This is a genomic window from Streptosporangium longisporum (genome assembly GCF_039534895.1).
GTDB classification, from domain to species: domain Bacteria; phylum Actinomycetota; class Actinomycetes; order Streptosporangiales; family Streptosporangiaceae; genus Streptosporangium; species Streptosporangium longisporum.
Window position 1 is genome coordinate 295,783 of record NZ_BAAAWD010000014.1, and the last position, 11,917, is coordinate 307,699.

The following is an 11,917-nucleotide window of genomic DNA, read 5'->3' on the forward strand; positions in this document are numbered from 1 at the left end:
AGATCTCGTGACCACCCTAGCGGTGACGCGGCGGTTCGATCTGACCGATGCGCAATGGGCGGCCTTGGAACCGCTGCTGCCGGCGGCCAAGAGGCCGGGGCGGCCCTCGCGGTGGACCAAACGACAGCTGATCGACGGGATCCGGTGGCGGGTACGGGTCGGAGCACCGTGGCGGGACGTGCCCGAATGCTATGGCTCCTGGCAGGCGGTGTACTCCTTGTTTCGCCGGTGGCAGCGCTCAGGTACCTGGCGGCAGATCGTGTGCGGCCTGCAGGCCGCCGGCGATGCCCAAGGGCTGATCGGCTGGCAGGTGGGAGTCGATTCCACGATCTGCCGAGCCCACCAGCACGCGGCCGGGGCATCAAGGACAGCAGACCGGCAGGCCGAGCCGCCCGGCGGGGTGGAGACCGAACCCGGCGATCACGCGCTGGGCCGCTCTCGCGGTGGCCTGTCGACCAAGCTGCACCTGGCGTGCGAGCAGGGCCAGAAACTGTTGTCGCTGGTCCTGACCGCCGGCCAGCGCGGAGATGCACCGCAGTTCGAGGCGGTCATGGCCGCCATCAAGGTGCCCAGAGTAGGGCCGGGACGGCCGCGGACCCGTCCGGACCGGGTACGGGCGGACAAGGCCTACTCCTCCCAAGCCATCCGCTCTCACCTGCGCCGGCGCGGTATCCGCGCCACGATTCCCGAACCGGCCGACCGGGTTCAAGGACGGCTACGACGCGGCAGCCGAGGCGGTCGGCCTCCGGCCTTCGACCGGATCGACTACCGCGATCGCAACACCGTGGAGCGCGGTATCAACCGGCTCAAGCGCCACCGCGCTCTCGCCACCAGATACGACAAGCTCGCCGTCCGTTACCAGGCCACCATCCATATCGCCGCCATCAACGACTGGCTCACCTGCCTTTGAAACAGGCTCTAGCAGATTCCGGACAGTCGGCTGCATAAGCTGACAGAAGTCTGGAAGAGGTAGGCACGTGACGAGACGTCGCAGGCAGTTCTCACCCGAGTTCAAGGAAGAAGCCGTCCGTATGGTGCTGGAGGGTGATCGCACAGTCGCGGCGGTGGCCCGGGAGTTCGGCATCAACGCCAGCACCTTGGGCAGTTGGGTGACTCGGCATCGGGTTGTGCACGGCCCAGATGAGCAGCCGGTCTCCGGGCCGGAGCGGGCCCGGATCCGGGAGCTGGAGCGAGAGAACGCCGAGCTGCGAGAGAAGCTGGCGTTCTTGAAAAAAGCAGCCGCCTTCTTCGCGGCCGAGAGTCGATGACGCTCGCCAAGTACGAGCTGATCGATGCGGAGAAGGCCCACCACGCCATCGCCCGGATGTGCACCTGGCTGAACGTGTCCCGCTCGGGCTACTACGAATGGCGCGAGCGGCCGGCCTCGGCCACCGCGCAACGCCGCGCGTTGCTCACCCAGCTGGCCGCCGAGGTCTTCGCCGACTCGCACGAAACCTATGGCTACCGGCGGGTCCACGCCGCCCTGCTGCGCCGGGGCGAGCACTGCTCGGCCGAACTGGTCCGCGCGTTGATGCGCACCCAGGGCCTGGTCCCGGCCCAGGTGCGGGCGTTTCGGCCCACCACCACCGTTCAGGGCGACTTTCGCGGCATCCCCGACCTACTCGGCCGCGACTTCACCGCAACCCGGCCGGGCACCAAGCTGGTCGGCGACATCACCTATATCCGCACCTGGGAGGGCTTTTTGTATCTGGCCACCGTGATCGACTGCCACAGCAAAGCGGTCCTAGGCTGGGCGATGGCCGACCACTACCGCACCGACCTGATCAAGGCCGCGATCCAGATGGCCGCCGGCACCGGCCTGCTCCAGCCCGGAGCCATATTCCACGCCGATCGCGGCTCGAACTACACCAGCAACGAGTTCGGCCGTTTCCTGGCCGGGTTGGACATCCGCCGCTCGGTCGGCCGCACCGGGGTCTGCTACGACAACGCGATGGCCGAGTCGTTCTTTGCCGCGCTCAAGAACGAATGGCTGCACCGCTTCGTCTTCACCACCCGGGCCAAGGCAAGACGGCAGGTCATCCGCTACATCGAAGGGTTCTACAACCGCCGGCGCCTGCATTCGGCGCTCGGCTACCGGCCGCCCCTGGAAGTACTCAACGAGTCCCTTTCAACCCCAGCAGCCGCATAGGCTACGCCCATAAGACGGCTGTCCGGAATCGCCGTGGCCCCTCAAGGCGACGGCTCCACGCCATCGTCGCGGCAAATGATGCGATGGGCCTGCCCTGTGGGGACATGTCAGTCACCATGCCTTCATGGAAAACCCACTTTTAGCGGCCACGCAACTCATCGAGTCTCTTGCGCCGGGCGGCCGTCCCGCACCCATCCGAACTCCGCTCGATCACGATGAGTGCACATGGTTTCTCGGGGCCGTTACCGCAGGGATCATCAACTTCGGCGGGTGCCCACCGGGCTGCTTTCGCCTCAAGAAACGGGGAGAGACCGGCCCTGATCACTTTGATACACCGGCAGGAAAACCACGCCACCTGTTCTCCAAGCCCACGGGTGACACCGCGTGGCTCAATCGTGAATACATCCCGCACATAGCGGCCTATGCTCTGGCCATCGAGCATTACGGGTACAGCAAGATCCATAGCTCCTTCTCCCTGTATCGGTCCTTTTCACGAGACCTGATCTCGAAAAAACAGGGGCAGAGTTACGAGACCGATGCCGAGTTCTACAGCCACTCGGGCGACATCCACCTGAAGATGGAAGCCAAAGCCAGCGCTATGCAGACCGCACGCCTGGTAAGGGAGATCGAGGAACACGGCCAGCTGACCGCCTTGCCGCAGGCGGCGGCAAAGGAAGTCGAGTATGTCCTTGGTCTTTCACCCGCCTATCTGTGGATCGTGGGGCCGGGGAGCATAGATCCGCCACGCCACGTATACGCGGTCACCGTGAACGGCACCAATGCCGCCTTCACTCCTCTTAACGATCTCCCTGAACCACCCGACGCGGTGACGTAGGGCCTTCGAAAATTATGTAGTGGTCGTCGACCGACATGATCAATCTATTGAGTGGCGCGTGTGCCCGGCTGGACACTTCGGTCGGTCCGGGCGTGCATCGCCCGCATGCGTTCGTAGTCAGCAGGTGGAACAGTCCAAGTCGTTGCGGCTCAAGTACCACATCTCCTCGACGGTCTCGCCCACGCTCACGCCGAGGGATTGGCGTATGTAATTCCGAACGGCACGCTGATCCCCACCGACCGCTGCACCGAGCAGGCACTCAGCGCAAGGACGAATTCACCGATACCCGACGCTCCGGCAAGACTCACACTCACGCCGACGACCTGCAGGCACTGTCGGCACCCAGTGGACTGCCATTGTGGGTCGCCGAGGCCAAACCTGGTTGCCTACACGACCGGATCGCCGCCCGCACACATCCTGGATGCGCGAGACCTTACCGATCAAGAAGGTGCTGCTGCTTTTGTACTCGCATGGCCTGCCCTCGAGCGGTTTCAGCAAAGAACGCCACCCCGTCACCCCGTCATCCTGTCACCCGGGCCTTGATATCTGGTCGCACCACTCGTCGGGGTTGAGCCCCGGCGCGTACGCGTGAAGAACGGACGCCGCCCTCAGTGCGCGTGAGGACGTCACCAACCGCGGCGGCGAAGACGACCTTGCGCCGGTTCAAACCGTGAACGTGGCGGCCGCAAGCCACGGCTTGTCAGCGGCTTCCTCAGCGGTGTTCACCGGAACCACGACGTACGGACCCTGAGGTGTTCGCATCACGCCCATCTTCCAGGGGAACCGCTCACGCACCTCGGTCTTGTCGAAGAACTCCTCCGAATGACCTTCAACACCACTGACTCGGAATCCGATGTCATGCCGTAAAACACCTGGCCTATGCCCCCGCTGTCAAGCCGATCGCGCAACACGACGCCTCGACCTGTTCGAGGATCGGGAGGCCTCAGTGGATCCGCGCTCATCGCCTCATCGGCAACGCCAAACTCGATCTTGCCGATCGGTGTCGGAAGGATCGCATACCGCACACCAGCGAACACGGCACGGATCCACAGACACAAGGGTATCCCTTGTGCACTTAGTTCACGCTACGCTTTACTTGTAGCGCACGCTTACCTCCGGCAGGGAACACGCGATGACCTTGTTCTACGAGCGCGTCTCGCATGACCCCTATGGCGATCACCAGTCGATCCTCTACGAAGACCCCGACTTACCAACAGCTTTCCGTACGCAGAGACGAAGCGTCTTGAACACAGCGTCGTTCCCAGAGGAGTCACCTGATGATCGCCGCCAGCCGACCGTGCCGTTCATCAATACCTCCGTCACTCCGGCCAAGAAAGGGAAACCTGCCGGTCAACGGGATCGGCGTCTATCAGGCAAGGTGTCACTGTCCGCCGAAATCTGCCTGATCATCGCTCGGGTCAGCAGCAAAGCCGAAGCCGGCACCGCAGTCGTGCTCACCCGATGGAAGACCACGTTCCGTCGAAGGCAGGCTAGGAGAGTGGCTCGGAAAGGTCGCAGAGCAGCGTTCGAGGAGAAGGTCTTCGCCATCCGGTCACCGGAGCGGAGCATGTCGCCAGATCGGGTGACCGAGACGCTGGGCGTGAACCGTGAATGGGCGTCCCGATGGGAACGCCACGCACGGGAGAGCGGTACCGAGACGCTGCGGATCAAGAAGACCCCGGGCCGACAGTCGCCATGCACCACAGCACGCTCCGACCGTGAAAGCGTCCCGGCATCGTCCGGACCTTCTTCCCCGACCCACGCCTGGCCCACATCGATCCGTAGCGCCGACAACCCTAGACCGGTGATCGACACAGTATCGGACAAGTACACATGCCACAGAAAACCTAATTAACAACTTTATAGGTACATAAGTTGCGAAAGGTGCCATCGTTCCACCAGGAAGCGTCAACCACAGGAACATTGTTCCACTCTCACGAAAATTTAAATACACCTTTGGGATAAGTCGGACAAGCGACCATATATCCACACTGATAACCATCTAAAACCTGGCCCTCACATATTCCAGGGTGTAGCTTCTAACAGCTTCACATCGATGACTCAAGGCGCTTAATCCGTGATAAATGATCAAACTCCCACCAGGTGGCCCATTGGCACCCTCATGGCAAGGCTCAGCCCAGAGGAGCGAGCGGAACTTCTGGCTCTCGTGCCGCCGTCCCCTCGGCAGGCCGGCGAGCCACTCATATACCAAGGAGATCGCGAGAGATCCGAGGTCTATCTGCTGAGGTCCATGCCAGGTCAGCGGCTCACGGCGTGCGTAAAGGTGACGGCCTACCTCGAATCAGGCGGAGCAGCCATATTAGGCATCCGCGTCAGCGGTGACGTGGTCGGCGAACTGGCAACTCTGCGTAGAGAGCCAAGGTCGGCCATGGTGACCGCATGCAGTCCGCTGTTGGTGCACGTCATCCGTGCAGAGGCGTTCACCGACTTCCTCGATCGCCATCCGGCAGCATGGAATGCACTGGCGAGAATGATCGCCGACCGGCTCGACTGGGCCAATCGCAGAAGAACCGACTTCGCCCAGTTCAGCGTGCCCGTACGGGTCGCGAACGTGCTCGTGGAGCTTTCCGGTCGGCATGGAGTCGACAGGGCAGACGGAAAACGGGATCTGGGCGTGGACCTCACCCACGAGGAGATCGCCAATCTCATTGGAGCCAGAAAAGACGCCGTCTTCAAGGCCATGCGACGTTTCAAGGAGCTTGAGCTGATCGACCCCGGTCATCGCAGGAAGCTCGTCATCGACCCGATCGGCCTGGCCAACTATCGGTAAACCGTACTGGTACGTCTTGGGGCGATGCGATCTTCGCCAGACTCCATCACCTGGCGATCCCCCCACCACTCTTATGGATCTTTCTTGCAACTACAAGGTGACGTGATGCTCGATTCTGATTTCAGCCGCCGCCTGGTCATGGCGGTCGATGCGGAGGGATACGGCCGCGGCGACGACCTACGGCACGACTCGATCCAGTCGGGCCTGGCCCAGGTCATGGACCGTAGCGCACGAGAAGCCGGCCTGCGCCGCGAAACCTGGGCCCGCCAGGAAGCCGGCGACGGTGAGGTCAGCATCCTCCCCGAAAGGGAGGCCGAACTTCGGGTCATCGACGACCTGGTCCACCGCGTGCGCAAGGCACTCCATGACCACAACCGCGAACGCCGAGACGACGCCCGCCTGCGGATACGCATTGCGATCGGCCATGGCGTCGTGAAACGCGGTGCGATGGGCTTCATTGGCCAGGTCGTGGTGACCACCTGTCGGTTGCTCGACGCGAAGGTCGCCCGTACCGCCCTGAAGATGAACCCGCGCGCCGACCTGGTGCTCATTCTCACCGATCGGCTCTATGAGGACGTCGTCCGACAGCTCCACACCTCGTATCGGCCGGAGTCGTTCACTCGGTCGGAGGTGCCGACCAAGGAGCGCACCGAAATCGCCTGGATGTGGATTCCTTCCGAAGACCTGGATCAGAAAGGAATTCTCGACATGAACAACCTGCCCGAGGTCGCCGACACCTTGTGGGCCCTCATCGCCGGGGGCGCCCTCGAACGTCTCGGCGCCTACGGTACCGAGACCGGCCTCGATGGAGCCCGCAGACTGCTCGCGAAGATCAAGGCGTTTCGGTCCGAGCAGGGCCAGCCGGGCGACCCGGAGTCGCGTGACGACCTGCTGGAGTCCCTGGAGAAGCTGGTGCGGGTCGACCCCGCCGCGAAGCAGTTCGCGCAGCAATTCAATGCCGAGCAGATGACCGTAAACCTGATCACCGCCCCCATTTCCGGCGAGGAGATCAACTTTGGTATCCGAAACTGATTCGCCGCCCGACGGCGTCCTGATCGGCGAGGCAGCCACGCCTGTGGACCTGACCGATCAGGCCGAGGCGACAGACGAAAGTTTCGCGCAAGTCTCCCAGGTCCAGACCGTCATCAACCACATCCACGGCAACATCGGTGGAGCCTCCTTCGGCATCTCCGGTTCCCGCACCAAGTCCCGCCGCACCTCGGGACCCGTATCCGCCGACGAAATGGCGGAGGCCTGCACCTCCTACGTGCGCCGTGACAGCTACAAGGCCGCGGCCGAACAGCTGTGCAGCTGCAACATGGTGGCCTTGATAGGCAGTGTCGGCACCGGCCGCCGGACGGCGGCGCTCAATCTGCTTCGTGACCTCGTCCAGGGGCCGCACGAGGTGGTGGAACTCAGCCCGGCCTACACGCTGGAGAAGCTGGCCGCCCGCGAATACCGGAGAGCTCACGGCTACTTGCTGTGCGACTGGCCCAAGGACGACACCGACGGAAGCGTCGCTGACTTTCACGTACGGGAGATCAGGCGCCGCGTGCGCGACGCCGGGGCTTACCTGGTGATCACGATGACGGCATCCTCGCTGCCCGAAAGGGATCAAATTCTCTGGCAATCGCCACCGATCCGCGACGTCCTGCTGGCTTATCGGGTGGCACCCGAGGTCGCTGACGAGGTGGCCGCACAGATCACCACCGACTATGCCATGGCCGACATGGTGACACTGGCGCGCGACCTGGCCTCGGGGACTCCACTGGACAGTGCGCTGGGCAGGCTGGAGTCCGCCGGGCGACGCGATGTGGTCGCCTGGTTCGACGGTCCGCGTACTCGCGGGGAGCTCTTCGAGATGGCCGCCATGGCCTTCGCCGCCGGCCTCCCGGAGGTCGGCTTTGAGTCACTGCTCGCCCGGCTGGAGTCGATCGCCGGTATCGGCGCCGAGAGTGCGGTTGCCGTTTCGGCGGATGATCCCATGCCTAACCGACGCCGCCTGCTTCCCGTGGCGGAGGGCTCACTCTTCAGCCTGTCGCCGGGGCGCAGGCTGGAGTTCAGGGTCGCAAGTCATCGAACGCACGTGATGCGGGAGCTGTACCAGCGACACGGCATGCGGTTGTGGGAGCCGGTCACCGAATGGCTCCATGAGTGCGCCGCTCTACGCGATTCGAGCGCACAGGCGGAGATCGCCAGGGGTGTGGCGATTCTTGCCTCGGTCTCGGACTACTCGTACGTCGAAAGCACTTTTCTCACTCCGTGGGCGCGTGGAAGAGGCGTCATGCGCAGCCAGGCCACCGCGGCGATGGCCATCTCATGGTTGTGCCTGGACGAGACGACCCGTCCGGAGGTGTTGCGTACTGTCAGCTCGTGGACGAAGGCGTCCGCCGCCAGACCCAAATTCACCGCCACCCTTGCCTGGTCCGGTGAACTGGGCATCCGGTTCCCGCTGGAGGCGGTCCGGATGCTTTGGTTACAGATCAGAGGCAGCGAGAAGCCTGTCCGGCATGCAGAGATTGCACTCGCCCATCTGTTCGCAGCGCTGACCGAGGCCACCGGCAACGCTCTGCCGATGCTCGACTGGCTGGCGCGTCAGATCGGCAACGAGAGACGGATCGGCCGTGCGGTCGATCCGCTCATCCGGGCGATCTTGAGTGTCCTGTCGGCTCGCGCGGATGGCCTCGGGGCCCCCACAGTCACCGCTCATCTACGTAGTTGCCCTGACTCCACCGTCCCCCTCGCCAAACTCTGGTCTGCGGTTCTCGTCAAGCGTCCTCACCGCAAGGATGCGCTGGTAGCCCTGTACGACGTCGTCTGCGCCTTCGATGAACGCGATGACGATGACCGCGACCATGTGCATGCCCTGTTCGCAGCGCTCGTGGAGGCGCTACCCGCGAAGGAACGGCCTCTACTGGCCCATGACCTGCGGCGTTACGCCATCTCCCGCAACACCGACGAGAACCGGCTGAAGATTCTCCTGTCGCTGCTCCGGGTCTTTCTGAGCCCGGCTGTTCTGTCCCTCGACACCATCGGAAAGCGTCCATGAGCTACCCCGTGATCAGTCAGATTCCCCTTGATCCTGTCGCCAAGCAAGGGTTCCTGAGCAAACCTCGGCGTCCGATCTCCAGCCTCCCCCGCCAGCTTCCGCACCAGCGACTTGTCTTCGAGTACGACGGCACGTTCGTGCTGGGCGACCGGCGACTGCGCGGCGACGAAGCGCACGTGCTGCACGCCGCCAGCGTCAGCGTCGTGGACATGACCAAGGATCATCTCACCACGATCAATGTTCCGATCAACTCCTCCGGCGCCCACGACTTCACTGTCGCGGTCCAGTTCCGCTGCACGGTCGACGAACCGATCGAGGTGGTGCGCGCTGGCCTGACCGACATCACCGAACACCTGGTCGCCTACATTCAGGCCTACCACAAACTCTTCGAACTCGGCCGTGGCTATGAGCTGCACCAGGTCCACGAGTTGTGGACGCTCGTACATGCCCAGGTGAAGGCATACACCACCGTAGTGCCGTGCGTGCTGCCCGGCATGACGGCCGAGTTCTCCGGCCTCCACGTGTACGCCCCCGACGAGATCGCCCAGGGGCGGCGACACTACGAAACCAGTCTGCACAACATCCAGGGCGAACACGGCCTCCGCGACGTGAGGCGCAAGCTCGATCGTGACTTCGAACTCGATGAGCAGGATTTTCTGCACGTCAAGGGTCACAGTGCGAACGACTTCACCCGGCAGGAGGCGGCCCTGGACCGGGATCAGCAGATCACCGAGGCCATGAAGATCAGGGATCTTCTCAACAGCGGTCCAGGCGCCGCCGACGGTCTGTACGTCACTGTTCGCGGTCTCAGCGGCCAACAGATCGCCGAACGTTACGCCGCCCTGGGCGATCGGGAATACAGCGCCATCCAGCGTGGGATCCAGCTCGAGCACGACTTGCAGGTCGTTCAGGCCCGTGCCCGGGCCGATGTCGTTCGGACGGCGATCGCCCAGGGTCTGTTCAACGAAACGACCGGCAAGGAACTGCTTGCCACCTTCGACGAAGTCGAGCCGGAGGCGGAGGTGGAGGACCTCGAAGGACTCACGTACGAGGCCCGTGCCGAGGTGACGACAGGCGACACCGACGACGATTTCTTCATGGAGGAGGATGTCCGTGGTTGACATCCTCCACGGTTCCAAGGCGGCCGAGCAGTACAGACGGCCCTTCCGGCGTCGGGAGAAGCCCAGTCTCGGAAGGTTCCTCCGCCGGTTCACCGGAGTCGACGAGAAAATCCTCGCAAGTGTTCCTCAGGAACGCTCCCGCTACACCAGTCTCGGCGGAGTCGTGGTCAGCACCGCGCTTATAGCGGGCACCTCCATGCTGGGCGCGCTGACACTGCTTTCGCAAGCGTCCCTGCTGTATCTGTTGCCGGTGGCGGCGCTGTGGGGGCTGATCATTGCCAACATCGACCGATTTCTGATCACCAGCCTTAACGGTGACAACGACGGCTGGTCGCGTTGGGGCAACCTGCTCATCCGACTCGCCCTCGCCGTCGTCATCGGTGTCTTCATCGCCGAGCCGCTGACCCTCAAGATCTTTCAGGAACGGCTCGACCGGCAGATCATGGAGGAACGCAACCAGGCGATCAGCCTGATCGAGAGCCGGCACAAGCAGTGCAATCCCCTCAGAGCGGCGGCTCCTGCGGATGTCGACTGCACCGGTTTCATCCTCGACGGCAGCGACAAGGCACTCGCCGTCGAAGGCAATATGACGCAGAGACAGAGTGTCCTCCAAGCCGCGGAAGATCGGCTGGCAGCGGACATGGAAGAGCAGGCGAGGCTGGAGGGCCGCCGCGACCGAGAATGCTACGGCGTCAAGGTCTCGAATCGGACCACCGGCATTCCCGGCAACGGACCCGAGTGCAAAGCCCGAAACAACGAACTGAACACCTTCCTCGCCGGCCATGACATCTCCCAGCAGAAGGCGGAGGTGGCAAAACTGAAGGCGAAGCTCGGCCTTCTTGCGGCTGATCGCGCCAGGGCCGAGACGGAACGCGCGGCGGTACTTAGCAGGAAGATCACAGAACGCGTCGAGAAGGAGAAGCAGGCTTACACCAACATCGGGCTGCTTGACCGGTGGGAGGCCCTGGGCACGATCGCAGGCCAGAGCGGCATGGTCAGCTTCGCTCACTGGTTGTTGCGTATCATCTTCGTGCTGCTCGACTGCATGCCGATCATCTCAAAGATGCTGAACGGCAAGACCGAGTATGACCGTCTTCTCACTCAGGAGTTGCGCACGGGCTCAGCCTGCCATGAAGCCGAACTGAACTTCACCACCCGGCAGAGGACCGGTGAGTACGAGATCAGACTGCGCGAGGAAGAGCGCCGACTGAAAGCCGAACGCGGCCGGATCGATCGCAATCAGCGCGTGGACGAGGCGTCCAGGGACGACGAGATAGACCGCCTCGCCCGTACTTTCATGGGCTCGACGCCTGTGCGCCAACAAGGATCTTAAACTTTATTCTCTCTGTTCTGCCTCGGGTCTAATAGAGTCCTATTTCTAGGTCGTCATGCCACAATAGCCATGCTTTCAAACTTCATCGGGGCCGACGTGCCGAGGTTATTGTGACACCGTCTGCGTCTGTGCCAGATTCCCGGGTACTCGAAGATGGCGTTTGTGAGCTCGATCCGGATGTTCCGGCGCTGACGATCGAGGAGGTCGGTCTGCATTCGGAACCAGAGACCGTCAGCGATCGTCTGCACTTTCTGTTGGACAGCAGTGTCGCGACGACCTCTTGAACCCACGTTGCACGCCTTGGCCCAAGGGGATGATCACGGCGACCGGCAGGCTGTGCGGTTGAACGGTCATACCGAGCGCATTGTCACCAACGCGGCGGTGGAGACGAGTCGATGGACCGGCCGACGACTCGGCGTGAGTAGGCGTCCAGCACCACGGCGCAGTACACCTTGCCCTGGCGGGTGGGACGTTCGGTGATGTCGATGACCCACACTGGTTCGACTCGCTTTGGGAGAGGTGGGGGTCGACCAGGTTGTGGTTATCTGAACGGACGTGGACCAACGCCACCCGGGTCGGCCGGTAACCCCGGTCAGCCCGGGTGGTGCATCAGGAGTACCACGCGCCGTGGCTGAGCGG

10 protein-coding genes are annotated in these 11,917 nt (G+C 63.2%); 9 read left to right on the forward strand and 1 reads right to left on the reverse strand.

Features of this window, described 5'->3' with window-relative positions:
- Window positions 1–22 precede the first annotated feature (22 nt).
- The 9 genes from ABD832_RS24705 to ABD832_RS24745 all read left to right on the forward strand — a co-directional run bounded on the left by ABD832_RS24705 (window position 23) and on the right by ABD832_RS24745 (window position 11,278).
- Complete coding sequence (locus ABD832_RS24705) at window positions 23–910, forward strand: IS5 family transposase (protein ID WP_344895986.1); 888 nt, start codon at window positions 23–25, stop codon at window positions 908–910.
- A 67-nt stretch (window positions 911–977) separates the two neighbouring features.
- Window positions 978–2,149 (forward strand): IS3 family transposase gene (locus ABD832_RS24710; RefSeq protein ID WP_413224990.1). Its coding sequence is split into 2 segments (ribosomal slippage): window positions 978–1,230 and window positions 1,230–2,149, totalling 1,173 coding nucleotides; the frame shifts between segments, so codons are not numbered across the junction.
- A 124-nt stretch (window positions 2,150–2,273) separates the two neighbouring features.
- A complete protein-coding gene (locus tag ABD832_RS24715) occupies window positions 2,274–2,984 on the forward strand; it encodes a hypothetical protein (RefSeq protein ID WP_344899411.1) in 711 nt (236 codons plus the stop codon).
- A 1,132-nt stretch (window positions 2,985–4,116) separates the two neighbouring features.
- On the forward strand, window positions 4,117–4,839 hold the full coding sequence (locus tag ABD832_RS24720) for a hypothetical protein (protein ID WP_344899413.1): 723 nt from the start codon (window positions 4,117–4,119) through the stop codon (window positions 4,837–4,839).
- A gap of 267 nt (window positions 4,840–5,106) precedes the next feature.
- The gene (locus ABD832_RS24725; protein WP_344899415.1) at window positions 5,107–5,775 is read left to right on the forward strand and encodes a Crp/Fnr family transcriptional regulator; all 669 of its coding nucleotides are present in this window, start codon (window positions 5,107–5,109) and stop codon (window positions 5,773–5,775) included.
- Between the two features lie 105 nt (window positions 5,776–5,880).
- Entirely contained in the window at window positions 5,881–6,807 is a 927-nt protein-coding gene (locus tag ABD832_RS24730) for a hypothetical protein (protein WP_344899417.1), read from the forward strand.
- Window positions 6,791–8,824: a hypothetical protein gene (locus ABD832_RS24735; protein WP_344899419.1), complete on the forward strand. Its 2,034-nt coding sequence runs from the start codon at window positions 6,791–6,793 to the stop codon at window positions 8,822–8,824. The genes ABD832_RS24730 and ABD832_RS24735 overlap by 17 nt, the downstream gene beginning before the upstream one ends.
- The gene (locus tag ABD832_RS24740; RefSeq protein WP_344899421.1) at window positions 8,821–9,945 is read left to right on the forward strand and encodes a hypothetical protein; all 1,125 of its coding nucleotides are present in this window, start codon (window positions 8,821–8,823) and stop codon (window positions 9,943–9,945) included. The genes ABD832_RS24735 and ABD832_RS24740 overlap by 4 nt, the downstream gene beginning before the upstream one ends.
- Window positions 9,938–11,278 carry a DUF4407 domain-containing protein gene (locus tag ABD832_RS24745; protein WP_344899423.1) on the forward strand — a complete coding sequence of 447 codons (1,341 nt, stop codon included), beginning with the start codon at window positions 9,938–9,940 and terminating at the stop codon, window positions 11,276–11,278. Before ABD832_RS24740 ends, ABD832_RS24745 begins: the two co-directional genes overlap by 8 nt.
- A 367-nt stretch (window positions 11,279–11,645) precedes the next feature.
- Here the strand turns inward: ABD832_RS24745 and ABD832_RS24750 are convergent, their stop codons facing one another.
- On the reverse strand, window positions 11,646–11,774 hold the full coding sequence (locus tag ABD832_RS24750; protein ID WP_413224607.1) for a DDE-type integrase/transposase/recombinase: 129 nt from the start codon (window positions 11,772–11,774) through the stop codon (window positions 11,646–11,648).
- Between the last annotated feature and the right edge of the window lie 143 nt (window positions 11,775–11,917).

What these genes read in the sequence shown, in the direction of transcription:
- ABD832_RS24715 (WP_344899411.1), top strand. Translation starts at nt 2,274, where the DNA reads ATGGAAAACCCACTTTTAGCGGCCACGCAACTCATCGAGTCTCTTGCG.
- ABD832_RS24720 (WP_344899413.1), top strand. Translation starts at nt 4,117, where the DNA reads ATGACCTTGTTCTACGAGCGCGTCTCGCATGACCCCTATGGCGATCAC.
- ABD832_RS24725 (WP_344899415.1), top strand. Translation starts at nt 5,107, where the DNA reads ATGGCAAGGCTCAGCCCAGAGGAGCGAGCGGAACTTCTGGCTCTCGTG.
- ABD832_RS24730 (WP_344899417.1), top strand. Translation starts at nt 5,881, where the DNA reads ATGCTCGATTCTGATTTCAGCCGCCGCCTGGTCATGGCGGTCGATGCG.
- ABD832_RS24740 (WP_344899421.1), top strand. Translation starts at nt 8,821, where the DNA reads ATGAGCTACCCCGTGATCAGTCAGATTCCCCTTGATCCTGTCGCCAAG.